General features: G+C 43.3%; 22 protein-coding genes and 2 pseudogenes. 11 read left to right on the forward strand and 13 right to left on the reverse strand.

What is annotated here, in order from left to right:
• Nucleotides 1-14: 14 nt before the first annotated feature.
• The 7 genes from glpK to B6A27_RS19290 all read right to left on the reverse strand — a co-directional run bounded on the left by glpK (nt 15) and on the right by B6A27_RS19290 (nt 7,196).
• Nucleotides 15-1,505 (reverse strand): glycerol kinase GlpK, encoded by a 1,491-nt coding sequence (gene glpK, locus B6A27_RS02740; protein ID WP_080860022.1) that lies wholly within the window; start codon nt 1,503-1,505, stop codon nt 15-17.
• Between the two features lie 34 nt (nt 1,506-1,539).
• The gene (locus B6A27_RS02745) at nt 1,540-2,370 is read right to left on the reverse strand and encodes an MIP/aquaporin family protein (protein ID WP_080860024.1); all 831 of its coding nucleotides are present in this window, start codon (nt 2,368-2,370) and stop codon (nt 1,540-1,542) included.
• A 302-nt stretch (nt 2,371-2,672) separates the two neighbouring features.
• Nucleotides 2,673-2,945, reverse strand: a complete 273-nt coding sequence (locus tag B6A27_RS02750) for an HPr family phosphocarrier protein (protein ID WP_080860026.1) — start codon at nt 2,943-2,945, stop codon at nt 2,673-2,675.
• A gap of 24 nt (nt 2,946-2,969) precedes the next feature.
• Nucleotides 2,970-3,362 carry a dihydroxyacetone kinase phosphoryl donor subunit DhaM gene (gene dhaM, locus B6A27_RS02755; RefSeq protein ID WP_080860028.1) on the reverse strand — a complete coding sequence of 131 codons (393 nt, stop codon included), beginning with the start codon at nt 3,360-3,362 and terminating at the stop codon, nt 2,970-2,972.
• Nucleotides 3,359-3,988 (reverse strand): dihydroxyacetone kinase subunit DhaL, encoded by a 630-nt coding sequence (dhaL, locus tag B6A27_RS02760; protein ID WP_080860030.1) that lies wholly within the window; start codon nt 3,986-3,988, stop codon nt 3,359-3,361. The genes dhaM and dhaL overlap by 4 nt, the downstream gene beginning before the upstream one ends.
• Before the next feature lie 49 nt (nt 3,989-4,037).
• On the reverse strand, nt 4,038-5,033 hold the full coding sequence (dhaK, locus tag B6A27_RS02765) for a dihydroxyacetone kinase subunit DhaK (protein ID WP_066151007.1): 996 nt from the start codon (nt 5,031-5,033) through the stop codon (nt 4,038-4,040).
• Between the two features lie 117 nt (nt 5,034-5,150).
• Nucleotides 5,151-7,196 carry a sigma 54-interacting transcriptional regulator gene (locus tag B6A27_RS19290; RefSeq protein WP_080860032.1) on the reverse strand — a complete coding sequence of 682 codons (2,046 nt, stop codon included), beginning with the start codon at nt 7,194-7,196 and terminating at the stop codon, nt 5,151-5,153.
• Between the two features lie 399 nt (nt 7,197-7,595).
• Between B6A27_RS19290 and B6A27_RS02775 the strand changes: the two genes are divergently transcribed.
• The 5 genes from B6A27_RS02775 to B6A27_RS02795 all read left to right on the forward strand — a co-directional run bounded on the left by B6A27_RS02775 (nt 7,596) and on the right by B6A27_RS02795 (nt 14,131).
• Complete coding sequence (locus B6A27_RS02775) at nt 7,596-9,260, forward strand: glycerol-3-phosphate dehydrogenase/oxidase (RefSeq protein ID WP_080860034.1); 1,665 nt, start codon at nt 7,596-7,598, stop codon at nt 9,258-9,260.
• Between the two features lie 400 nt (nt 9,261-9,660).
• Nucleotides 9,661-10,356: a response regulator transcription factor gene (locus tag B6A27_RS02780; RefSeq protein WP_066151061.1), complete on the forward strand. Its 696-nt coding sequence runs from the start codon at nt 9,661-9,663 to the stop codon at nt 10,354-10,356.
• Nucleotides 10,349-11,353, forward strand: a complete 1,005-nt coding sequence (locus B6A27_RS02785; RefSeq protein WP_080860035.1) for a sensor histidine kinase — start codon at nt 10,349-10,351, stop codon at nt 11,351-11,353. The genes B6A27_RS02780 and B6A27_RS02785 overlap by 8 nt, the downstream gene beginning before the upstream one ends.
• Before the next feature lie 92 nt (nt 11,354-11,445).
• Nucleotides 11,446-12,207, forward strand: a complete 762-nt coding sequence (locus B6A27_RS02790) for an ABC transporter ATP-binding protein (RefSeq protein WP_080860040.1) — start codon at nt 11,446-11,448, stop codon at nt 12,205-12,207.
• On the forward strand, nt 12,197-14,131 hold the full coding sequence (locus tag B6A27_RS02795) for an FtsX-like permease family protein (protein WP_080860042.1): 1,935 nt from the start codon (nt 12,197-12,199) through the stop codon (nt 14,129-14,131). Before B6A27_RS02790 ends, B6A27_RS02795 begins: the two co-directional genes overlap by 11 nt.
• A 320-nt stretch (nt 14,132-14,451) precedes the next feature.
• Here B6A27_RS02795 and B6A27_RS02800 read toward each other — a convergent pair whose 3' ends face one another.
• On the reverse strand, nt 14,452-16,005 hold the full coding sequence (locus B6A27_RS02800; protein ID WP_080860044.1) for an AraC family transcriptional regulator: 1,554 nt from the start codon (nt 16,003-16,005) through the stop codon (nt 14,452-14,454).
• Nucleotides 16,006-16,213: 208 nt separating this feature from the next.
• Here B6A27_RS02800 and B6A27_RS02805 point away from each other — a divergent pair, with 208 nt between their 5' ends.
• From B6A27_RS02805 to B6A27_RS02815, 3 genes are read left to right on the forward strand one after another with little or no spacing between them, the layout of a single operon-like run.
• Entirely contained in the window at nt 16,214-17,218 is a 1,005-nt protein-coding gene (locus B6A27_RS02805) for an ABC transporter substrate-binding protein (protein WP_080860046.1), read from the forward strand.
• A 19-nt stretch (nt 17,219-17,237) separates the two neighbouring features.
• A complete protein-coding gene (locus B6A27_RS02810) occupies nt 17,238-18,212 on the forward strand; it encodes a FecCD family ABC transporter permease (protein ID WP_201722542.1) in 975 nt (324 codons plus the stop codon).
• 3 nt (nt 18,213-18,215) lie between these two features.
• Complete coding sequence (locus B6A27_RS02815; RefSeq protein ID WP_080860050.1) at nt 18,216-19,217, forward strand: FecCD family ABC transporter permease; 1,002 nt, start codon at nt 18,216-18,218, stop codon at nt 19,215-19,217.
• An 18-nt stretch (nt 19,218-19,235) separates the two neighbouring features.
• Here the strand turns inward: B6A27_RS02815 and B6A27_RS19340 are convergent.
• The 3 genes and pseudogenes from B6A27_RS19340 to B6A27_RS19345 all read right to left on the reverse strand — a co-directional run.
• A pseudogene (locus B6A27_RS19340) lies at nt 19,236-19,415 on the reverse strand (helix-turn-helix domain-containing protein); the annotation flags it as partial.
• 275 nt (nt 19,416-19,690) lie between these two features.
• On the reverse strand, nt 19,691-20,035 hold the full coding sequence (locus B6A27_RS02825; RefSeq protein ID WP_044744360.1) for a hypothetical protein: 345 nt from the start codon (nt 20,033-20,035) through the stop codon (nt 19,691-19,693).
• Between the two features lie 11 nt (nt 20,036-20,046).
• Nucleotides 20,047-20,412: a DUF4879 domain-containing protein gene (locus B6A27_RS19345; protein WP_139788053.1), complete on the reverse strand. Its 366-nt coding sequence runs from the start codon at nt 20,410-20,412 to the stop codon at nt 20,047-20,049.
• Nucleotides 20,413-21,587: 1,175 nt separating this feature from the next.
• Between B6A27_RS19345 and lplA the strand changes: the two genes are divergently transcribed.
• Nucleotides 21,588-22,577 carry a lipoate--protein ligase gene (lplA, locus tag B6A27_RS02830; protein WP_080860054.1) on the forward strand — a complete coding sequence of 330 codons (990 nt, stop codon included), beginning with the start codon at nt 21,588-21,590 and terminating at the stop codon, nt 22,575-22,577.
• A gap of 216 nt (nt 22,578-22,793) precedes the next feature.
• Here lplA and B6A27_RS02835 read toward each other — a convergent pair whose 3' ends face one another.
• Nucleotides 22,794-23,156 (reverse strand): DUF3221 domain-containing protein, encoded by a 363-nt coding sequence (locus B6A27_RS02835; RefSeq protein WP_044744358.1) that lies wholly within the window; start codon nt 23,154-23,156, stop codon nt 22,794-22,796.
• A 252-nt stretch (nt 23,157-23,408) separates the two neighbouring features.
• On the opposite strand from B6A27_RS02835, the gene B6A27_RS02840 reads away from it, so the two are divergent.
• Nucleotides 23,409-23,909: an LURP-one-related/scramblase family protein gene (locus B6A27_RS02840; protein WP_080860056.1), complete on the forward strand. Its 501-nt coding sequence runs from the start codon at nt 23,409-23,411 to the stop codon at nt 23,907-23,909.
• Nucleotides 23,910-24,282: 373 nt separating this feature from the next.
• On the opposite strand, the pseudogene B6A27_RS02845 reads toward B6A27_RS02840, so the two are convergent.
• Nucleotides 24,283-25,000 (reverse strand): annotated as a pseudogene (locus tag B6A27_RS02845) (Fic family protein).
• 177 nt (nt 25,001-25,177) lie between these two features.
• On the opposite strand from B6A27_RS02845, the gene B6A27_RS02850 reads away from it, so the two are divergent.
• Nucleotides 25,178-25,469 (forward strand): transposase (locus B6A27_RS02850; RefSeq protein ID WP_139788052.1); only part of this gene is annotated, 292 nt, incomplete at its 3' end.

A 25,469-nucleotide genomic window follows, 5' to 3' on the forward strand; every position in this document is an offset into this window, starting at 1 on the left:
GCGGCGCAGTCTGTTTATTTAAAGGCCATCGCCGCTTTGACGGCTTTTTTCCATCCTGCATAGCATGCGTTTCGGGCTTCTTCGCCCATCGTTGGAGTGAATGTCCGGTCGATGTTCCATTGTTGCTCGATTTCGTCTTGGTCTTTCCAATATCCTATCGCCAAGCCAGCTAAATAGGCCGCTCCAAGCGCGGTCGTTTCGTTGACGACCGGGCGTTCCACCGGTACGCCGAGCATATCGCTTTGGAATTGCATGAGAAAGTTGTTTTTTACTGCGCCGCCATCCACGCGCAACGCTTTTAAGGAAATGCCTGAATCCGCTTCCATGGCCGTGAGCACATCTTTTGTTTGATAGGCGAGGGATTCTAGCGTAGCGCGAACCAAATGTTCTTTTTGCGTTCCCCGTGTCAATCCAAAGATTGCTCCTCTCACATCGCTGTCCCAATACGGGGTTCCTAGCCCAACAAAGGCTGGTACCACATACACGCCTTCTGTGGAGGTGACGCGTTCGGCATATTGCTCGCTGTCAGCCGCGTTTTTGAACATGCGCAACCCGTCTCTTAGCCATTGAATGGCAGAGCCTGCGACAAAAATACTTCCTTCCAGCGCATATTCCACTTTGCCGTTAAGTCCCCACGCGATTGTGGTCAGTAGCCCGTGCTGGGACGCAACTGCTTTTTCGCCGGTGTTCATCAGCATAAAGCAACCTGTTCCGTACGTATTTTTCGCCATTCCTGCTTCATAGCACGCTTGGCCGAATAGGGCGGCTTGCTGGTCGCCGGCTGCTCCGGCAATCGGAATTTCTTGTCCGAAGAAATGATACGGCACGGTATGGGCATAAATGTCAGAAGATGGCCGCACTTCTGGAAGCATGGACTTCGGTACGGTTAATAAGTCTAACAGTTCATCATCCCATTTCCGTTCATGGATATTGAATAACAAAGTTCGAGAAGCGTTGGAATAATCCGTGACGTGCGCTTTTCCGCCCGAGAGCTTCCAGATGAGCCACGTATCAATCGTTCCGAATAACAGTTCTCCTCGCTCCGCTTTTTCTCTGGCTCCTTCCACATGATCCAAGATCCATTTGATTTTGGTGCCGGAAAAGTAGGCATCAATAAGCAATCCTGTTTTTTGGCGAAAGGTATCATCAAGCCCCTTCGCCTTTAACTCCTCGCAAATGTCTGCGGTTTGCCGTGATTGCCAAACAATGGCGTTATAGATCGGCTGCCCGGTGTTTTTGTCCCAAACCACTGTGGTTTCGCGCTGATTCGTAATGCCGATACCGGCGATTTGCTCCGGCTTGATTCCAGATTCGGACAAGGAAGTGGCGATGACTGATAAGATGGAGCCCCAAATTTCATTGGCATTATGCTCAACCCAACCTGGTTTTGGAAAATATTGTGTAAATTCTTTTTGCGACAGATGAACGATTTCTCCTTGTTTGTTAAAGATGATGGCACGTGAGCTCGTTGTTCCTTGGTCAAGAGCTAAAATATAAGTTTCCATTTTCTTCACCTCATTTTTATTTAATCACCATTTTTTAGCTTGATACTTTCGTATTCTTATAGAGGTTGACGCTTTTTTGTTCTTTATTGCCGACTAGCGCTGCTGCTATGATAGCCGCAACCACGATGGTGAAAATCCAAAAGGCAGGGGTGCTGTCTCCTTTAAAAGCCCATTGATAAAATAACGCTCCATAAGTGCCTCCGATGATCGGCCCGACGACAGGAATCCACGCATAGCCCCAGCCGGAGCTTCCTTTGCCCGGAATCGGCAAAAGGAAATGGGCGATTCGCGGGCCTAAGTCCCGGGCTGGATTGATGGCATATCCCGTCGTCCCGCCTAGGGAGAGCCCGATGGCCACAATGAGAAAGCCCACGATAAACGGATTGATCCCGTCCGCGAATCGATTCGCTCCAAGCGACAGCAAGCCAAGCAGCAAAATAAACGTGCCGATGACTTCACTTAAAAGATTGGCCGCCGGATTTTTGATGGCCGGATCGGTGGAGAATACCGCTAGCTTGGCCCCCGGGTCGTCGGTCGCTTTCCAGTGGGGCAGGTAATGCAAATACACGACGACGGCGCCGATAAAGGCTCCGATCATTTGAGCGGCAAGGTAAGCGGGCACATCGCTCCAAGGGAACTCCCCGATCGCCGCTAATCCGATGGTCACTGCCGGATTCAGATGGGCGCCGCTAACTTGGCCGACAGCGTATACAGCCATGGCTACGGCAAGTCCCCATCCCATCGTAATGACAATCCAGCCGGAATTTTCGGCTTTTGATTTTTTGAGGACCACGCCGCCGACTACGCCACCTCCAAAAATAATCAATATCATGGTACCAATAAGTTCGCCAAAAAACGCAGACATTCCTATTTCCTCCTTTTCTTTTGGTATGGTCGTTTTTTGTGAGGAGATAGCTGTTTTAGCTCATAAAAAAGATCCACAGCAACTCCCCCCGCGCCTGCAATGAAGCAGACTGCTGTAGGGAATGACTGTGGATCTCCATTTCTCCGTCACAACTATTAACTTAGTTTCAGCTTACGATAAAAAGAAAGCGTTGTCAATTATTTTTTTGAATTGTTAGATTATTTTTGTGACATACGGATAAAATGGAGCCACATCATCATCAGATTATGAAGTTTTGCTGCTGCGGTGATGCCACCGCTTCGTTATCGCAGAGTAGATTCATTGCCCGGTTGGAGAAAAGAAGCGATAAACGTCCATGCTTCTTGCTCATCCTCCCCGTCGACCATCACTTTGATGGTTTGCCCTTCGGAGATGGCCACACTCATCAGATGAAGGATGCTTTTTGCATTAATCTTTTGTTGGCCGATCACAAGCTCCAGCTTGCTTTGATATTGGCTGGCTTGTTGGACAAGCTGGGCCGCTGGTCGGGCATGGAGCCCGTTTTCAATGGTGACGGTCACTTCTTTTTCGATCATTGGGTTCACTCCTCAAATGTTTGACTAGCGGTGAATTTTCACAAGTTCCTTTGCACTTTCACTCGCCCGGACGACTTCTGACAACGAGCTTCCTAAGCCGGCCTCCACGACCGCTGCATAGGCTCCTTCTATGAGAGGGGCGTCGGCTATCCTGATGTTTTCGTGCGGCTCCAGCATTTCAAGGGCCATTTCCGCATTGATAAGTGCGCTCCCTAAATCAAATAAGACCACAACGCCTTTTTCGGAATAGACGGATTCAATCGCTGTTTGGATGTCGAGTGCATTGGTTCCGATCCCGCCTTCCGCTCCTCCGGCGATGGCGATCGGTACGTCAGGCTGAACTTGGCTCAGCAGTTTTTTTAACCCGCTGACAATTTCATAGCTGTGCGAGATTAAGACAAGGCTGACATATTTCATGGGGCTGACTCTCCTTTTTCGAATGATTCGGCTAAAGAAGCAAATAGTAAATAAGAGGAAACGGCTCCGGGATCAAGATGGCCGACAGACCGCTTTCCTAAATAAGCCGCCCGGCCCTTTTTTGCTTCCAGCTCTTTCGTATCTTCCATTTTTTCTTTCGATAAATCCACCAATTCGTTTGCACGAATCGTTTCATGGCTTTTCATCCACGCGATGACCGGATCCCACACATCGATCATCGTCTTGTCTCCGACTTGTGCCTTTCCCCGCATTTTGAGCCCGTCCAAGGCGGCTGAGAACGCCGCAACGAAAGCGTTCCTATCCGCTTCTTTTCGGTCTTTAAGAACAAGAGAAGCTTTCATAAAAGCCGTTCCATATAATGGGCCTGAAGCTCCGCCTACCTTCGCAATGAGCGTCATGCCGACATCTTTAAACAACGAACCGAGGTCGTCGTAGTGGCTGTCTGCGATTTTGTTGGCCGCTTCTTGAAGTCCCCGCGCCATATTCAAACCGTGATCTCCATCGCCAATGGCTTGATCCAGTTCCGTTAAATACGCTTTATTTTCTTGAATTTTGTCGTTCAACCGTTTGATCCATTTTTTCGCTTGTTCTACATTCCATAACATGTTGGATCTCCCTCCTTTTTTAGCGGCGACTGATCAAAAAGCAAAGCCGTTATTTTTTGAAAGCAATGGTGTCCGCTTGCGCATCGAGCAGTTCGCTGAGCTGGTCGTCTAATTTTAATAATGAAATAGAGCAGCCGGCCATTTCGAGCGAGGTCATAAATTCGCCGACGAACGTTTCATGTATATGGATGCGCTTTTCTCTTAAAATCTCGGAAACTTTTTTATGGATAATATACAATTCCATTAATGGCGTGGCGCCTAAGCCGTTGATCATGACCGCCACCTTGTCGTGTTCCTTCAACGGCAAGTCCTCGAGAATGTTGTTGAGAAGGATTTGGGCGATTTCATCCGCCGATTGGATGGAGGTTTTTTCGATGCCGGGCTCTCCATGGATTCCCATGCCGATTTCGATCTCATTTTCACCCAGTTCAAATCCCGGTTTTCCAGCTGCGGGAACGGTGCAAGGAGTTAGGGCCATTCCCATGGATCGCACATTTTCCACTGTTTTCTTCGCGACTGCTTCCACCTCTGCGAGCGTGGCCCCTTGCTCCGCTAGAGCACCGGCGATTTTGTGGACGAACACGGTACCGGCGATGCCCCGTCGGCCTGTGGTGTATGTACTATCTTCTACCGCCACATCGTCATTTACCACCACTTTTGCGACCTGGATTCCTTCTGCTTCCGCCATTTCCGCCGCCATTTCAAAATTCATCATATCCCCGGTGTAATTTTTGATAATGAGCAACACGCCTTTTCCGCTATCGACCGCTTGGATCGCTGCCAAAATTTGATCGGGGGTGGGGGACGTGAACACTTCACCGCATACGGCTCCATCAAGCATGCCTTTGCCGACATATCCAGCGTGCGCCGGCTCGTGACCGCTTCCGCCGCCGCTGATGACGCCGACTTTCCCGGAAACCGGAGCGTCTTTTCTAATCATGACGTTCGTGTCTGGCAATCTTTTTAGTTTATCAGAATGGGCTTCTACCATTCCTGCCAGCATGTCATCGACTACTTGGTTCGGGTCATTGATTAATTTTTTCATAGACTTACCTCCTCTGAATGGTTTCTTTATTTTATAACTGCAAAAATCATGCCAAAAATGAAAACGCTTTATTATAGCGTTTTCATTATGGGATGACGAATACGTTGGGAAAAAGTATCAATTTGTTTGATACTTTTTCCCAACCAAGTGCTCCAAGCCGTATTCTCTTATTTTTTTGGCGGCCGTTTTATGAGTGATTCCCAGCGCTTGGGCCAGCTGGTTATAGCTCGGATAATACTGGCAGGCAAAAGCAAAAATTTGTTTTTCATATTCTTTGAAGGGCCGCACTTCGTTGCCCCAATCGATTGCTTGTTTCTCAGGCGTGTTTTGCTGTTCATGGCATGAAGGGTGGGAGATGTAGTAAGGCAAATCCTTGCAGCGCAAAATATCGTCATCTGCGAGATTAAAGAGCCGTTCAATCACATTTTGCAATTCCCGAATATTCCCTGGCCAGTGGTAGCTAAGCAGAGATTCCATGAATCCTTTTTCGTAGCCCTTGATATTTTTTCCCAAACGCTCATTCAATTGCTGACGAAACGCTTCCACTAAGAGGGGAATATCTTCTTTTCTCGCCCTTAAAGGGGGGAGATGAATCGGCACGACATGGAGCCGATAATAAAGATCTTCGCGAAACCGCCCCTCGTCCACCATTTTTTTTAGATCGTGGTTGGTCGCGGCAATCACGCGAACATCCAATGGAATCGGCGCATATCCCCCGATTCGTTCCACTTCCTTTTCCTGTAGCACACGTAAAATTTTAGCTTGCAACTCCAAGCTTAAATCGCCAATTTCATCTAAAAAAATCGTTCCTTTATGAGCGAGTTCAAATTTTCCGCGGTGTGTTTTATACGCCCCGGTAAAGGCTCCTTTTTCATAGCCGAACAGCTCGCTTTCCATTAAATGAGGAGGGATGGCCGCGCAATTCACGCGAACTAATAGATGGTTCTTTCTAGAGCTGGCCTCATGGATCGCTTTCGCAACGAGTTCTTTTCCTGTGCCGCTTTCGCCTGTGATGATGACCGTTGAATCGGTTTTTGCCGCCTTTGCCGCGATCGTTAACGATTCTTTAAGGATCTCGCTATTTCCGATGATTTGGTGAAAGGCTTCATGAACCCCTTGGTGTTTCGCCAGCTCTGACTCTAGGTATTTCGTTTTTTGCTCCATGAGATCAATTTTGTCAAGAAGTGTTCGAATATCATCGAAAGGAGTCAGCGTGGCGACTGCTCCGCGAAATGCGCCGTCCACAAACATCGGATTGATTTTCGTGATATAACTAGATTGTTGGTTTACTTGGATGAGCTTTACTAGCTGCTTTTCGGCTTTTTTCACGTGGTTCCATTCATGCGGGCCGATGATCGATTGAATGTGGGGCCCGCCCTTGATCTTTTTTAGCAAAGCGTTCATTTCCTCATTCGTGTAGATCAACGTCCCATTTTCATCTGTTAATCCGATCAAATCCGAGACCGATTTTAGAACGAGATGCAACCGTTGCTGCAGCTCTTTTACTTCATTTAATTCTTTGCTGATTTTCTCGATGGTTGATATATCTTGAAAAATCGCGACGGCTCCAATCACTTTTCCATTAAACATAATCGGGGAACGGGTGGTCAGCAGCGTATGATGATGGATCGTTTGTTTTCTCGATAATTCCGTTTTTCCCGTCTTTAGCACTTCATGCAGTCGGGAATGGGGGATGACTTCGTCTGCGCGCTGATTGATCAGCTCATGAGGATTGGTTTGCAAAAGCTGGGCTGCCCGCGCGTTGACGTAAGTAATGATATTGTCGCTATTGACCACGATGATTCCATTCGGTAAAGCTGAGATGGCTTCATGAAGGGTAAGGGAATTTTCCATGAGAAGACGATCGGTTTCCGATTGCTGCGAGTCTTCAAGATCTGTTGGCGCAAAAAAGCTTTGAATTTGCTGGACGATCGAATCGTCAAGTTTTTCGGCAACGTGCAGGATAAATTCCTCTCCTTGGCCGATCTTTAAGGACACTAATGATAGCAGATTGTTCACCTGCACTTTTTGATCGCGATAAAGAACGTACGTCTTTTTCAGTGTTTCTTGATTCGGAAGCAGGTTTTGAAGCAGCGAAATGAACGCGGCCGCCATTCGGACGTGAAGGCCGTTCTTTTTATGGACGGTGAGTTTTAGAAACATTTTATTTCCTCCTTATGGATATTTTAACAGAGCGGTTTTTTAAAACCCTCATCCTAGATCCCGCATTTTCCCATGTTTTTATTATGTGAATTGTTGGGAAAAGCGAGAAAGATTGGAGAAATCCTTCTTATCTCCATTATACGACAAAGGGGGATGCCTGGCATCGAAACGTGAAGGGAGAGGAATCTATGCGCTGGGTCGCGGATATAGATGGAAAAAATTCATCGTATTTACATGCAAAAAATTTTTCAGAAATCGAAAAATATGATACAATACATACAAAGTTAATATTCGGTTGGAGACAAGGAGAGACCACATAACATTGCGTCTGTAAAAGGAGCGTAGTGTGTATGTGGTCTCTTTTTTTCAACTTTTGACGGATCATAGGAGGAATCATTCATGAAGAAACCTGTATTTGCACAGCAAAGACAAGAAATTTTAAGAGAGGTCGCAGGCAAAACCTTCGATGTCATCATTATTGGCGGCGGCATTACCGGCGCGGGGATTGCGCTCGATGCAACGACAAGAGGAATGAGTGCCGTTTTATTTGAGATGCAGGATTTTGCCGCTGGAACCTCCAGTCGTTCCACGAAGCTGGTGCATGGAGGGCTCCGTTATTTAAAGCAGCTGGAGGTGAAGCTCGTCGCTGAAGTGGGGAAAGAACGCGCGATTGTTTATGAAAACGGGCCGCATGTGACTTCGCCTGAATGGATGCTGCTGCCGATTTATAAAGGAGGAACCTTTGGTAAATGGAGCACCTCGATTGGACTAAGAATATACGATTATCTGGCGGATGTGAAAAAAAGCGAGCGAAGAACGATGTTGACGGCGTCGCAAACGATGGAGAAAGAACCGCTCTTAAAGCGAGAAGGATTATTAGGCGGGGGATATTATGTCGAGTATCGAACAGACGACGCACGCTTGACGATTGAAGTGATGAAAAAGGCAGTCGAATGCGGCGCCAAAGCGCTCAATTATGCCAAGGTCAATGCGTTTATTTATGAGAAGGGGAGAGCTGTAGGGGTAAGCGTAGTGGATCAAATCACCGGAAAGTCCTATCAGGTTTTCGCGAAGAAAATCATCAACGCCACTGGCCCTTGGGTCGATACTTTGCGGGAAAAAGATCACAGTTTGAAAGGAAAGCATCTGATTTTGTCAAAAGGCATTCACTTAGTGTTTGACAAAAGCCGTTTTCCATTAAAACAAGCGATCTATTTTGATACATCTGACGGCAGAATGGTGTTTGCCATTCCGCGTGATGGAAAAACATATGTTGGCACAACGGATACGTTTTATGAGGGGGATCTGGCCCATCCGAAAATGACCGTGGAGGATCGCGATTATCTCCTTCGGGCGATTCATGATATGTTTCCAACGGTCGGCATTACCGCGGAAGATGTTGAATCCAGCTGGGCTGGACTCAGACCGTTGATTCATGAGGTAGGGAAAAGCCCGTCGGAAATCTCCCGAAAAGATGAGATTTGGACAGCAGATTCAGGTGTGATCACGATCGCCGGCGGAAAATTAACGGGATATCGCAAAATGGCGGAAACGATTGTGGATCGGGTCGCTCAATTGCTAAAAGAAGAAGGAAACGCCAGCTTTTCCCCTTGCCAAACGAAAAAGCTGCCCATTTCCGGGGGCGATTTCGGAGGCTCCGCCCATATGGAAACGTTTGTGGCCAAAAAAGCCGAACAGGGAGAAAAGGCGGGACTTTCGAGAAAACAGGCCGAACGATTGGCTCGCTTATATGGCACAAATGTAGACCGGGTGTTTGAATTAGCCGTTCAATTAAAGAAAGAAGCGGCCGAGCTTCAATTGCCGGTCGATGTGTTGGCTTCCCTTCAATATGGCCTGGAGGAAGAGATGGTTGTCAAACCGGAAGACTTCTTTATTCGAAGAACGGGAGCATTATTTTTCAATATTCATTTCGTTCGTCAATGGAAGGAATCGGTGATTCACTATATGGCGAAAACCTTGGAATGGAGTGAAGCGGAGCAACACCAGTATCAAAAAGAATTAGAAACATATTTGCATGATGCCGTCACACCTGTTCAAATATGATACTTGCCATCTCTGAAAGAATGTTGAGCCGGCATCCAAGGAAGCCTTGTAGAGCGCTTTTCTCTATAAGGCTTCTTTCGTTGAGAAACCATTCATTCAAAGTGGAAGTGTGTTGGTTACCCTTGATGTGGAGTTTCATCGCATTTCCCCTCATACTCCTAGAACTCTTTTTTCCCTTTCGTATCGTTTGTCAAGACAAACAGACGGATCTGTTTAGCGATCTAAAACGCTGAAAACATTCAATGATAGAACCAATCGCTCACCCCATACGAAACCCATTTCATGTCCATTGAAAAATCAGGTATAATAAGAACAAATGTGATGAATCCGGCAGATCATCCAATGAATAGGAAACATGGTGCTGGAATGTCGAAGATCGGCGGAAAAGCGTGGTGAAAACATGTTTAAAATTTTGCTTATTGAAGACGATCTCACCCTCTTTCAAGAAATAAAAGAACGGTTGACGCAATGGACATACGAGGTGCGGGGCATTCGCGATTTTGGAAAAGTGATGGAGGAATGTTCCGCTTTTAAACCGGATTTAGTCATCATTGATATTCAGCTGCCCAAATTTGATGGGTTTCACTGGTGCCGCATGATCCGTTCCCATTCGAATGTGCCGATTTTGTTTTTATCGTCACGGGACCATCCGACCGATATGGTGATGTCGATGCGGCTTGGGGCGGATGATTTTATCCAAAAGCCGTTTCATTTTGATGTGCTGATTGCGAAAATACAAGCGATCCTTCGCAGAGTATATAATTATAGCACCGATCAAATGAAGTTGAAAACGTGGTGCGGCGCGACGATCGACTATGAAAAGAATACCGTTACCAACGATCAAGGCACGATGGAATTAACTAAAAATGAAATATTGATCCTTAAACATTTGCTTCATAAGAAAAACAAAATTGTCACCCGGACCGAATTGATTAAGCAGCTATGGGAAGACGAGCGTTTTGTCAGCGACAATACATTAACGGTGAATGTCAACCGTTTGCGGAAAAAGCTGGATGAACTTGGCTTGGGCCGCTTGATTGAAACGAAAGTCGGACAGGGCTATATGGCAAAGGAAGAGGCCGCTATCGATGATTAAAAAATATATCATGGAAAGAAAAAGCTGGATCTTTTTCTTTTTATTTATGCAGCTATTTATCCTTTTTGTCTCTTATCTTGATGCCGCGATCTCATTGCAGTCTGCCTTTTATATAGTCTTTTTATTGACGATCATGTTGATCCTTTTTGTGATCGTCCGCTATAAAAAAGAAACCAAGTTTTATAAAAGCTTAGAAGAATGGGAAAGCGATCTTGACCTCTCAAACGTTCTCCATGCCGAAAGCCCTTTTGAAAAAATGGTGGAATCCACGCTCGTCAACCAAACGAACTTGCTGAAGCAGGCCGCTTGGGAGAATCGGGTCTCCTTAGAAGAGGAGAAGGATGAGCTGCTATCATGGATCCATGAAGTAAAAACCCCGCTGACCGCTATGCATTTAATCATTGAACGGGTAGAGGAGGAGAAAATCAAATCGCAGCTGTCATACGAGTGGCTGCGCATTCATATGCTGCTTGACCAGCAGCTCCATCAGAAGCGGATTCCTTTTATGGAAAACGATTTATACATCGAACATGTCGAGCTCGAGCCGCTTATTTTTAAAGAGATTAAAGCGCTGCAATCATGGTGTATGCAAAAAGGAATCGGCTTTGACATCGAGCTGGAGGTTCCTTCCGTTCTGAGCGATGCGAAATGGCTTTCTTTTATCATTCGGCAAATCTTAACCAACGCCGTGAAATACAGCGAATCATCCGATATCGTCATCAAAAGCTCGATGCAGAAGGGCCATGTCCAATTAGAAATTCGGGATTTTGGCCGCGGCATTGATCCGAAAGATTTGCCGCGCATTTTCGATAAAGGCTTCACATCGACGACGGCGCATCAAGATCAAGCGGCCACGGGCATGGGGTTATATTTGGCGAAAAAAGCCGCCGAACCATTGCTCATCGATATCGACGTCCAATCGCAGTTCCATGAGGGGACGACTTTCACGATCACGTTCCCGGAAAAAAATGAATTTGTCCGCATCACAGGCATGTGACAAAATTGTCACATGCTTTTTCGATTTGTTCGGCCAATCGAAGGAAAAAAACAACCAGGTGGATTAACATAGAAAACGAGGAGGGAAGCAACATGATCATTTTAGAAGCATCCAACATTTACAAAAGCTATGGAAATAAATTTAATAAACAAGAGGTGTTAAAAGGACTCGATATTCGTGTAGAAAAAGGGGAATTTCTCAGCATTATGGGACCTTCGGGCTCCGGAAAAACAACGCTGCTCAATGTTCTTTCTTCCATTGATCGGGTCAGTCAAGGAATGATTAAAATTGAAGGCAAAGATATTGTCGGCATGAAGGAAAAACAGCTGGCGGAATTCCGCAAAAACCATTTAGGATTCATTTTTCAGGAATACAACTTGCTGGATACCTTGACCGTAAAGGAAAATGTTCTACTGCCTCTATCGATTACGAAAACGCCCAAAAAAGAGGCGGAGCAAAAATTTGCTGAACTGGCGACAGAGCTGGGCATTTATGAGATCAAAGATAAATATCCGAACGAAATTTCCGGCGGACAAAAGCAGCGCACTTCAGCGGCGCGGGCCTTTATTCATGAACCGAGCATTATTTTTGCCGATGAACCGACAGGCGCTCTCGATTCCAAATCGGCATCCGATTTGTTAAATAAGCTGCAGCGTTTAAATCGGAAGAGAAAAGCCACGATTGTGATGGTCACTCATGACCCGGTCGCCGCCAGCTTCTCCAGCAGGGTCATTTTTATCAAAGACGGCCAGGTGTATACGCAATTAAACAAAGGAAATGAAACGCGGCAAGCCTTCTTTCACGACATTATGAAAACCCAAGGCGTGTTAGGCGGGGTGCAGCATGAGCATTAATCAACTCATCTTTCGCAGCTTGAGAAAAAACGTGAAAAATTACTATTTGTACGTGTTTGCTTTAATTTTTGCCGTTGCGCTTTATTTCTCTTTTGTGACATTGCAATATGATCCGGCCTTGAATGAGATGAAAGGAACGGTAAAAGGAGCCGCTGCCATTCGGGCCGCTTCCGTGCTGCTGATTGCCATTGTCGGTGTTTTTCTCTTCTATGCTAATGCCATTTTCATCAAGCGGCGGAGCAAAGAAATCGGTTTATTTCAGTTAATCGGCATGACGAAGGGAAAAATTTCCCGCATGTTGACGGCTGAAAACTTTATCCTTTATTACAGTTCTCTCATCATTGGCATTTTTATTGGATTTGCCAGCTCCAAGCTTTTGCTGATGATTTTGTTTAAAGTGACGAATATCGAAGCCATCGCCACTTTGTCTTTTTCCGAAAAAGCGTTGGTACAAACGCTGGTTGTGTTTAGTGTGATTTATCTGTTCATTATGCTGATGAACCGCTGGTTTATCCAAAAGCAGACCATTTTGTCTTTATTTCGCGTAACGTCCACGACAGAAGTAAAAAAAGTATCGGTTTTGGAAATGCTCATCGGAATTTTTGGTCTCGTATTGATACTGACAGGCTATTATGTGTCATCCAAATTATTTGACGGCGATTTTGTCACGATCAATGAGCTTTTCCTAGCGATGGCCTTTATATTAGGATCTGTCATTATCGGCACCTACTTCTTTTTCAAGGGAACGGTCAGCTTTCTTTTTTATCTCCTTCGCAAAAGAAAAGGAGGATACTTAAATATTGGCGAAGTATTGTCGCTTTCGTCTTTAATGTTCCGCATGAAATCCAATGCTTTGCTGTTGACGATTATTACAACGGTGTCCGCCCTTGCCATTGGGCTGCTGTCCTTAAGTTATATTTCCTACTATTCAGCAGGACAGACGGCGCGAAATACCGTGGCTGCCGATTTTTCTTTTATGAATCAAGAAGATGCCAAACGCTTCACGGAGGCTCTCAAGGAGAAAGGCATTCCGTATAAAGAAAAAGTGATCGACGTGATTCAGGTGAAGGCGGATCTCACCTCCATTCTCGAGAATGTGGATTCGAGCATCTTAAATGTGGATCTAGCAGCCATGCCGGTGCCGGTCATTCGCGACAGCGATGTGGAAACGATCGATTTGCCGCCGGATCAAACGCTGTTTACCGGTTATCAAGATTATCTCGCTCAATTTATGCCGTTTAAAAAATCGGGGCAGATCCAGTTAAAAGGAAAGCACGAAGAGATCAAGCTGCGCTATTTAGGACTGGAAAAAACCTATTATATTTCTTATCGTTTCACATACGGCTTTCCGACGGCCATTGTGGATAAAACGATTTTCGAACGGCTAAAAAAGGACATCGATCCGAAAATCCAAAAGGAGTCCACGGTTTATATCGGAATTCATATTTCCGATGAAGAAAAAGTAGAAAAAGCGGACGACATGTTTCAAACGATGAATTTCCATGCTCCAGCCGATTCCCGGCTCGCCATCATCAGCAACCAGAAGTATCAATTTGGGCTGATCATGTTTATTGTCGCCTTTTTAGGATTAACCTTCCTGATCACATCAGGCTGCATTCTTTATTTTAAACAAATGGATGAAGGTCAAGACGAGCAACCGAATTATACGATTTTAAGAAAGCTTGGTTTTACGCAAGGCGATTTGCTTTCGGGCATTCAAGGAAAGCAGTTATTCAACTTTGGCATTCCTTTAATCTTGGGATTGTCCCACAGCTATTTCGCCGTCCGCTCCGGCTGGTTCTTTTTTGGCACCGAGCTTTGGATGCCGATGCTGACCGTCATGCTCGTCTATACGGCGTTATACTCGATTTTCGGCATCCTGTCCGTTCTTTATTATAAAAAGATGATTAAAGAAGCGTTGTAAGATGAACAAACAGGCGTTCGTCCCCCTTCGGAGGGCCAACGCCTGTTGTTGGTTTTCGGATCATCTTTTCGAAAGAGGTGAACGAACGAATTGAAAAAATCCATGAAAATGAAGACGTTCATCACCTGAAAAAATGAACGTCTTTTTCAGATGGTTTGATGATCATCCATAGGCCTTGTACCCTAAGCTTTGATAAAGCGGTCGATTCGCTCGTTGGACAACGGATGATGTTTGTAAGTATTCCTAATTCGCCCGCTAGGTGTTTTGGCTAGTAAAAACAAAACCTCTTTCGTTACATCTACAGCTATTTTTTCGTTTTTTCATAATGACAATAAGTTCTCGATAATGAGCATTCTACCTGTAGAAGACCAGCTCATGCCGAACCAGTTATCAATATAGTGGATTTGTCCTTTCTTAACTGCCCGAATGTTCTGCCATATGCTATCTTTTTGTAAGGAACGGAACACATGTTCATCTTCTGGAAAATGGAAAATCTTTTGAATAAATAAATGGTCTGTGTCTAAATCCGGATACTTATCCGGTGAAAATTCAACATTCATTGAACTTGCGGGTACACAAAACCCTGGTTTAAGCTCCAATTCGCCATAAATCAGTTCGTTAAGCGGATGAAACTTCATCCCTTGAATGCGAATAAGCTTGTGTACTACACGCATCAATGTGATGCTTGCGTCTCCAAAACGACTATGAAGGATTGGTTTACTTTCTTGCACTCTTTTATCAGTCGACTCGATGCAGCGTTCTGCTTCCTTTTCCCTTCCAACCAAAGCTCCGATTTGTCTATAGACTTTCCGCCAGTCCATGGTGAAATCCAGAAGATGAGTTGGGGCGATCGCTTTAAGCTGTTCCAGGTAAGGGAGGTGAAAGCTATCGCCAATGATGAGTTCTGGATTCGCTTGCCGAATTTGAGATAGATGATTACTGACGTTTTCTTCATGCTCATCTTTATTGGTGGTTTTCGCTTGATGACAGTTGGCTGAATAGACCGGATCGACGCCGAGCGACATAAGAATGTCATGAAAGCGAAGGCAAGAAACAGATGCAATCCGGATATTCCGTCTTTTTATATATAAAGTCGGTGAGATTCCTGTTTTTTGTTTGAACAGGCGGCTAAAATAAAATTCGTTACTAAATCCACTTGCGGAAGCCACTTCTTTAATCGTATACCGTCGCGTGAGCAATAAGTGTTTCGCATGTTCGATGCGGTGGGCATTCAGATAATCAATAGGGGATACACCCTTGATTTTTTTAAATTCTCGAGAATAGGAAGTCGGGGTATAGCCCGCGATTGCTGCCAAGTGCTCCAATGTCAACTTGCGATCGAAATGCTGATGCATATGTTCGATGCTTAGCTTGATCCCATCGGATATTCGCGATGCGTTCTGCTCATTTTGACGGATATAACGCAACAACTGAGCCAGCCATTCCTGAAAATAAGCGTTGATTTCCAAAGGTGGTGTTGTTCGAGAACGAACAGCAGCATAAAGTGTTTTGATTTGGTCAAGCATTATGCCGTTATAATCTGGAAGAATCGGGATCGCACCAGGTGTTAAAGGTGCGAATGTCTCGGGAGTTACAGATGGTTTCCAATGCTTGGGACATATGCAACGAGTAAAAAGAAGATAATAATGAATAGGCTCACGATGCGTTTCTACTTTGATGTTCATGTTTGGCAAAAGAAAAAACAGCTGATTCCGCTGAAGAATATGAACAGACTCATTAATATGAAGAAGGCCATCACCTTGTATTACATAGATAAAAGTAGGAGTAGGGATAGTGAACAATCTTCGGGTGTAAGTTGCATCATATTGTCTTTTAAATATGGATGATAATGACAGTATCATTTCTCGTTCCAATGTCACACTCTCCTTATTTTAGGTTGTAAGGGAAGCTGCAATTTCTGTTTGTGTGCGAAAGTTACAAAGGATTGTGCAAAATCCGACATGTTTTTTAGACATAATTGTGCATGTACAAGAAACGAGTGATATTCATATAATTGATTGTGATAATCAATATCAATTATAAAGGTATTGTAGATTTAAATACAATTAGGAGGAGTGCGATATGTGGCTTTTTTTATCTAAGCGTTTTCCTTCTCGTGATCTTATGAGCATGTTGGCTTTTGGTCTATCCTTTGTTCTGCTATTGTTGCTGACGGCTTGTGGCGGAACAACGGAGCAGCCGAAAACGAAGGAAGGGGCTGCCGCATCGGAGGAAAATTCCGGTGGAGAATCAAAAACAAGAACGATTCGCCATGTGATGGGGAACACCCCCATTCCCGCTGAACCTAAACGGATTGTAGTGTTAGACAATGCCGCATTGGACAATCTGCTTGCCCTTGGTGTGACACCGGTCGGCGCGGCGTCTGTCGCCTCATTTGATGAGCCATTTCCTTCTTACCTTAAGGGAACAGAAGGGATTGCTAAGATTGGAACGATCGAGCAGCCGAATTTAGAGGAAATTATGAGGTTAAAGCCTGATTTAATCATTGGAACCAAAGTAGAGCATGAGGCTATTTATGACAAGCTTGCAAAGATTGCACCTACTATTTTTATTGAAAATGTAGGAACTGCGTGGAAAGAAAACTTGCGTTTGCATGCAGAGGCCATAGGGAAAAAAGAAGAGGGGAAAAAGTTGATAGCAGCGTATGAGCAACGGATTGAACAATTTCGATCGAGATTAGGAAACCGTACAATCGAAATCGCGTTGCTGCGTCCAAGAACGGATCATGTGCGAGTGTATTTGACGGATTCTTTTAGTGGCATTATTGCTCATGAAGCAGGATTAGCTCGCCCTGAATCACAAGCAGAGAGAGGACAACAACATGTGGCCATGACTGAAGAACAGATTGCTGATCTAGATGCAGATGTGATTCTCATATTTGGACGTGAAGAGGAGATGGGATTTTTTAATGAAAAAATTTTGACTAATCCAATATGGAAAACGTTGAAAGCAGTCAAAAATCAAAAGGTGTTTTATGTCAGCCCAGAAACTTGGTTGAGCGGGCACGGTATACAAGCTGCTAATTTGATGCTAGATGACCTCGAGCAATTCATCCTTGCGCCATAATATAGGGAGTGAGTGGGGCATGCGTGTGGCAGGAATATTTGTGGGTTTTGGCGTGGTACTTGTCGCTTTTGCAGCAAGTATCGCTTTTGGTAAAGCGGCGATTCCTCTTGCGACTGTATGGAATGCGCTATGGTATTTTGACGGATCACAGGAGCATCTGCTGATTCGCACGGTTCGATTTCCCCGTGCGCTAATTGCCACGGCAGTAGGAGCTTGCTTGGCTACCGCAGGTGCTATTATGCAAGGAATAACACGCAACCCCTTAGCCGGTCCTGAGTTGTTCGGAGTGAACCAAGGGGCATCCTTGGCTGTAGTTGTCTATATTTTTCTTTTGGATGGGGAGTCTCTGTTTGGGCATTTAGCTTATGCGTTGGTTGGTGCTGGTTTATCGGGGGGATTGACCTATGTGTTGGGATCGCTTGGTCGTCAAGGGCTGACGCCAGTCAAGCTTATCTTGGCTGGTTCAGCTATTAATTTATTTTTCGCTTCTCTCATTCAAGGTGTTCTCGTGATGGATGAGCGTTCACTGGATACGATGCGCTTTTGGTTGGCCGGGGCGCTGACTGGCCGCGATATTTCTCTATTTATGAACGTTTTACCTTTAATGGTCTTAGGGCTGATTTGTGCAATTGTGTTGGGAAGACAAGTGAATTTAATTAGTCTTGGAGAGGAGACAGCCCGTGGACTTGGTCAACGGCTAGTGTTAGTTCAATTAGGGGCGTTGCTAGCTGTGATTTTGCTGGCTGGTGCATCAGTAGCGATTGCTGGACCTATCGGTTTCATTGGATTAGCTGTTCCTCATGTAGCGAGAGCTTTGGTTGGGAGCGATTATCGGTGGATATTGCCCTATTCCGCTATATTGGGGGCGCTGTTGCTTTTGTTGGCAGACATTTTGGCTAGATTTGTGTGGCCGGCTCAAGAAATCTCCGCAGGAATTGTGACAGCTGTCCTTGGAGCGCCGTTTTTAATTTATTTGGCGCAAAAGAGGGGATGAGAAATGGTTGGATTTGTGTCTAGTCGTTTATTCGCTTTGATTCTCTTGATGCTGTTTGTACTGAATGCGACCATTGTGTTGCTGCATATCGTGTTGGGTGCTTATTCTGTCCCGCTGCACGAGGCTTTCCAAGCTCTTGTTGCGGGAGGGGCTGACGAATATCATTTTGTCGTGCGAACCTTGCGTTTGCCTCGCGCTCTTATCGGCTGTTTGGCGGGAGCTTGTTTGGCCATCTCTGGGGCGTTGCTGCAAGGGATTACCCGCAATCCGTTAGCTGCCCCTAGTATCGTTGGAATTAATTCAGGAGCGGCACTGGCGGTGGTGATGACAATGGTAGTGTGGCCCGCTCTATCCGTGCTTTTTTTGCCGCTAATAGCATTTGTTGGCGCGTTGGGGGCGGGCGGATTCTCTTATTTACTAGCTAGCCGGCGTAGCCTTTCTCCAACGCGCCTCCTAGTCGTAGGAGTTGGTATTTCGGCTATTGCAGGAGCCCTTGTCACTTTCCTACTAACAGTTGGAAAAATCAACGATGTTCAGAGAGCAATAATCTGGATGGCTGGAAGTGTATATGGACGAAGTTGGGAGCATCTTTGGCCGCTATTACCATGGCCTCTTATACTGATTCCTGCAGCTTGGATGTTATCCCGTCGTCTTGATTTACTTCAATTGGGGGAGGATGTGGCAGTGGGGCTAGGAGTGAATATGAAACGGGTGCGGACTTTGTTGTTGCTCATTTCTGTCAGTTTGGCCGGCGCGGCGGTGGCCACAATTGGTACGGTCGGCTTTGTTGGGCTGATGGCGCCCCATATAGCTCGTTATTTGACGGGAGCGTCTTTTCGGAGATTGCTTCCAACAGCTGCTTTAGTAGGGGGAGCTCTTGTGGCAGGTGCTGATTTGCTTGGGCGTATTCTATTCAAACCGCTAGAAATTCCTTGTGGCATTTTAATTGCCTTGGTTGGCACACCGTATATGGTTTACTTGCTATATCGACAGCGAAGTTTGTAAGGAAAAGGTGGGTGCCTGTCACTTGTCGAATGGATTCTTGTTTGCATGTTTTCCCCGTTGATCGCTAAGAGATTCTCCATTACGATACTTTTTTACCCATCCCTTTACTTGAGTACAGCTTGGAATTCCCAATTTCTTCGCAATCTCTTGATAGCTCATTCCCTCATTCTCATCCATGTGAATCGCTCTTTGTTTGAATTCCTCCGTATAATGGTGAAATGTTTATCCTTTTCGTGCCATAAAAAATCCCCTCCAAGTATAGTGGAACACCCAACGATTAAAAATGGGCTTTTTACACTGTCTACTTAAAGGGGATAATATCAGGTAAGGGCAATTTCGTGAAATGAATATTCATTACAGACCAGCATTTTTCGATATGTGATGTCATTTCTAATAATGAAAGCTTTTTTCTAATTAACTTTTGCATCACCAATGTCTAATGGTTATTATATAGAAAAAAATGTAAATCCCTCTTATGCTTTTGTATCGATTTTATTTATTAAAGTTTCATCCTTGTCGACAAGGCCTAATTGAAATGCCTTTGATATAACATCTTTTACTTTTAATGTAAATTCAGGATCTTTACTATAATTCATTTGTATTTGAAGTGCGTCTCTATGAAATTTAGACATTTCCCCGGCGTTTTCCTTGCTTACAACTTTATTTTGATTCAAAAGTTCGTTAAATTGCTCAAAAGAAATATCTTTCGATTTTCCACCAACAAATTCAGTTCCATCCTTTATGCTTTTTTGAAATTTAGCAAATAATGTCAATCGAGTATAAGCAGCGAAATTTGGGTCATTTGGTTTGATTTGCATTTTTTTACCTCCTATTTATTAACTGTAATGAATAGATTATCATAAATTGTATTATTAGGTGGATAATAATTATTTGCTGATACAGTAAACGTGCCCGATGAAACTGCCGAAAGTGGGATACCTATATATTTTATGGTCCCTATAACGATATTGTTTGAATTCGTTACATAATCATCTGGTAATGCCTGGAATGTACTAGATGTGATATTATTACCGTTGTTATATATTCTTAATGTACCAGCTTGAATGGTTCCTTCAACATAGACTGCAATATATCCATTTTCGCCACTCATCGGTATACTAGCAGATTGTTGGTTAAAACCGATTTTTTCCCAATTTCCATTTTCTCCGTCTGATGTTACTCCAATAAATTGAATGTTTGTTCACGCTGGGGCTGGAGCTGCATGTGCTGATCCACTAAACATAAATGGAATAGCTAGTAAACTTACTAAGAATACGGATAGTACCTTTTTCGTAAATATTTCCTCCCCTTTATAGTTTTTCCAATAATCAACTATAATTATTTTACACGAAAAATTTAAAAAATTTAACCTTTTGTACTAAAAAAAGGGAAAAGGTACTATGTTTATGTTTTGTTAATTCTTTGAAAATTTAATCTCTAATAATTCCAATAAAAGCTCATGAAGGGCTGCATCCATATGTTTAATAGAGTTGTAGTTTGCAAAGTTTTGGATAAAAGTTTTTGATTCTAACACCATACTGACAGGAAAAACATTTCATCCGGATATGAATAGGACTACGTTGTTAGTCTGTTCTGCCCACTATTCCGCTTTCCTGAATGCCCTATCTTTTTTGATCCATGATTTTATTTACGGATCCATAAAAATTGGGCTCAACTTATCAATCCACTAACAAAACCAATCCATTTTCAAGTTCCTCTTTCATCAGAAATTTTTTAATCATTTATACAATCTTTCCCTTTTCTGAAAACAACAACAGGTTAAAAAATAACACGATGAACGCAGCTAGGTGGGGGTTCCTAAGGTCTTAAGGCAAGTATAAAAAGCAGACAGTCACAACGACACAAACATTCAGACAGATACCTGTCACTTGTCGAAAAGGTAGAGTAAAAAGCACCATATCAATGGCGATTTCGTATATAAGTTTTACTTCCTATTTGTTAGTTGGATATTTGGGAGATATGATCAATATACGTTTTATTTATCTTGCTTTATCCATTATTATTATCTTAGGTGGAACGTTCTCAATGACTTCTATTTATTTACTTAAAATATATAATAGGCAGAACTTAAACATGACGATTAAGTAGTGGTATCGTGTTGTACGATATGGCCCGAAACCGAGGTTTGTCCAAGAATGGTCATCCGTAAGCCCGTCATATCCCTTTAGCATAAGGATCACCATCATGTGAGCAGGCCCATTCTGCCCCATGTTTCACATCATCCGCCGAGAAGCCTTCCACCTCTAAACGGAGCAGAGGAGGGGAGGGGAGTGTTGTCGACGAAATTTTTTTTCCCTTGAAAAGCTAGGGAACCTTGATATCACCATATTTCTAGAGGGAGGATGTCCCATGTTATTTATAGATAATAAAGGAATCACAGATCCAACCGTTAACTTGGCTATTGAAGAATACGCTTTAAAACATTTAGATAGTAATGAAACGTATTTATTATTCTACATAAACGAGCCGTCGATCATTATTGGCAAAAATCAAAATACGATTGAAGAAATTAATGCGGAGTATGTGGAGAAAAATAACATTAAAGTGGTTAGAAGACTTTCAGGTGGCGGAGCGGTTTATCATGATTTCGGAAATTTGAACTTTAGTTTTATTACCAAAGATGATGGAGAAAGTTTTCATAACTTCAGAAAATTTACGGAACCGGTGATCCGCGCTTTAAAAAAGCTTGGGGTCAATGCTGAACTCAGTGGCCGTAACGATATTGTCGTAGATGGAAGGAAAATTTCCGGAAATGCGCAATTTTCGACGAGAGGACGAATGTTTAGCCATGGAACATTAATGCTTCATTCAGAGATTGACCATGTGGTATCTGCACTCAAAGTGAAAAAAGAGAAAATTGAATCGAAAGGAATTAAATCCATTCGAAGCCGTGTGGCCAACATTTCTGAATTTCTTGATCAAAAAATAACGATGGATGAGTTTAAAACATTATTGCTGCAATATATTTTTGAGGGGAAAGAGCCCATTCCCGAATATCAGTTGACAGAAAAAGATTGGGAAGAAATTCATCGCCTTTCGGAGAGAAGATACAAAAATTGGGATTGGAACTATGGGAAATCGCCGAAATTTAATTTGCAGCATTCGCGAAGATTCCCGATTGGCTCCATTGATGTTCGTCTTGAAGTGAATAAAGGCATGATTGAAAACTGCAAAATTTATGGAGACTTCTTTGGTGTTGGGGATGTCAAAGAGATTGAAGAACGATTAACAGGAATAAAATATGAAAAAGCTGAAATTGAAAAAGCGCTCAATGGGATAGATGTTAAACATTATTTTGGCAACATATCATTGGAGGATTTTTTACAAATTGTATATTGATTTGCTGTTTAAGGGGCTGTCCAAAAAGTGGATAGCCCCGCTGATAAGGTAGAGCATGGGATGTTCGTAATGATCCTTTAGCAAACTATGCCCAAAACCGCAAAGCATAGAAGTATAAGTATGACTGATAAAAGTACAGCCCTCCATTTCTTCTTCAAAATGGCTCTCCCTCCGTTGCAACAAGCGGCTATCATCCCTTGATTCCTTTACAATAGTTCACTTGTCTATCACCTGAATCTTTTCTGCCCCAACCTGCAAAATTTTCGACTCTTGTACAGGCGGGGCATACCAAACTCTAATTTTTTGACCAACATTTATCTTCTGATAATCTTTCTCATGAACATAAAATAAAAAACTATCGTGATGAGCTGCATATGTCAATATTTCGTCCTCGGACATACGGCGTATATCTTCTTTTGTCATATCTTGAATAACCAATAGCCTTTTACCGTTATACTCTTTCTTTAGCGCTACATACCCCTCAAATAAAACAAAATCAGACCGTTTTCTTCCTGTTTCCTCATTATCACAAGAAATGAATAATAATGGTATAAAAAAACAAATAATTAATTTTTTCACAGTTACCTCCTAACCAAGAACGAAGGTGTCATTCTGTATGTTTGTGAACCTTTTTAGCCGGGAATCATTAGCTACAGTGCTGGTGGAAATCAAACTGCTTCTATTTTATAATAAAGATTTTATATTATTAAAGATGATTCTGTGAAATATGGAAATGTTGTAAAATAAAAGTATGTTTCTCTTTGTTTTGAACTTACAATGAGTATTTTGATGGTGGCAATAGCGAATGGTCTATTTGGGGGAGGATGGATAATGAGACGACTTTTTATCAAGCAGAAGCTATTTAGTATGGGTGAAAAATTTACAGTCAAAGATCATACGGAAAAAGATGTTTATTACGTGGAAGGCAGTTTTATGAAAATTCCTAAAACGTTTTCAATCCGGAATGCAAGTGGAGAAGAAGTGGCTCTTATTACGAAAAAAACGTTCAGTTTTTTACCGAAGTTTTTTGTAGAGGTGAATGGTCAAGAAGTCTTAACGATAAGAAAAGATTTTTCTATTTTGAAACCGCGCTATACGATTGATGCAGCCAATATTGAAGTTCGTGGTAATTGGTGGGAAATGGACTTTCAAGTTTTGCGGCAGGGGAAGGTTGTCGGCTATGTTAGTAAGAAGTGGTTCACTTGGGGGGATCGTTACGAAGTTCAAATATTGGATGAAGAGATGGAAAAGATCATCATCGCCATTGTTATTGCTATTGATTGTGTAAAAGCTGACCAAGCTAATGCTTCCACCATTCATACTAGTTCATAAAAGGAAAGCCTGCTACGTGGGAACGGGTGCCAGTCACTTGTCGAAAATCATTTAGAACCCCTTCAACTGCTTAAAATACGGCTGGAGGGGGGATAGGAAGGGACTGTGGCGTAGAAAGAACTTGAACCCAATGCAACATCAGTCAAATCGGAATTTTTCTACCTGATCAAAAATGAATCATAGGGCTGACTCATCATCTTAAAATATTTTTAACAACTGGTAGATCCGCTGCCCTCGTTGTTTACAACGAAGCGGCTTTGTTTTTTGATATGTCTGAAGTGTGATGGTGTTTTCATTAGGATGAAATCGCCTGCGCCTTTTCCGGCAAATAATCGACGAATGACAGGCCCTGTCCCTTTCCCCTCGTTTTTATTTATTCTTCTATTCCTAAAGCCTGGAGGTAATGTGTCAAACTTTCCTCTACACATTTGGTCACCAGTTCGGTAAAGGGCTTCAATTCCCCTTCTACACTTGCTTTTTCTAACGCTTCATAAATACTTTAAGCGATGTTCAGGGCTTGCCTTAATAATCGCAGGAGGGTATCCATGGTGCATGAGTATAAAGTTCATCATCAAACGTGCGGTTCGTCCGTTCCCATCCGCAAAAGGATGGATATAGACAAGCCGAAATTGAAGCTCTGCAGCTAATTGGACGGGATGAAGCACGGTCTTATTTTGTTCATACCAAGAAAATAAATGATTCATTTCCTCTTGGACATTTAAAAAATGAACAGGGTGATGAACGCTTCCTGAGATGCCTACATGATGTGTTCTGTATTTCCCTGCATTTTCATTGTCAATAAATGAATTTGTTTCAAAACCCATTCTGTCATGATACCGGCTCTTCGACGAAATCAATCGCCTCAGCATGGTTAATCGCTTCAAAATGTTCTTTTAATTTTTTTCCTCCAATCGTAATCCCTTCTTCTACCACCATTTTTGTTTCCAACAAATTCAATGTATTTCCTTCCATAGCGTTAGAATTGTAAATCCATTCAATACGGAATACTTCGTGTACGTTTTTTACAAACTAGGCGGCAGCGGTCTTTGAGCATCCAGCTTTGCCTTTAATTCATCTATTTTTTGAAACATGCCTTTCACCTCTTGATAGGAATCGCAATGGCGAATAGGTTGATATACCGCTTTAATTATACTTTATGGAACGTGTTGCAAAACGCATAACGGGTGCATAAAAGGACGCAAAAAATCCACCGTCTTGGAAATCATATACAGTGACCAAAAACACATTTCCAAGGGGTGGACACTATCATGATTTCCAATTTTGTTATCGAACATGCACTGAATAGCGAAATGGATCCTCTTTTACAGGCTTTATTTCAATACATCGACCAACTTTCTTTACCAGAAACACCTTATATAACCGGGCGACCACCGATTTCGAAAAAATCATTGTTAAAATGTTTCTTTTTAAAAACCTATTTTTCCATTGATTCTTTACGTCAGTTAGTGGAAACACTCGATCGATTTGGCTACTTCCGGCGTATTTGTGGACTCAAAGAGGTTCCACATCTTTCTACGTTTTCACGTGCAGGTAAGTGGT

The sequence above is a fragment of the Anoxybacillus sp. UARK-01 genome (assembly GCF_002075365.1).
Classification (GTDB): Bacteria; Bacillota; Bacilli; order Bacillales; family Anoxybacillaceae; genus Anoxybacteroides; species Anoxybacteroides rupiense.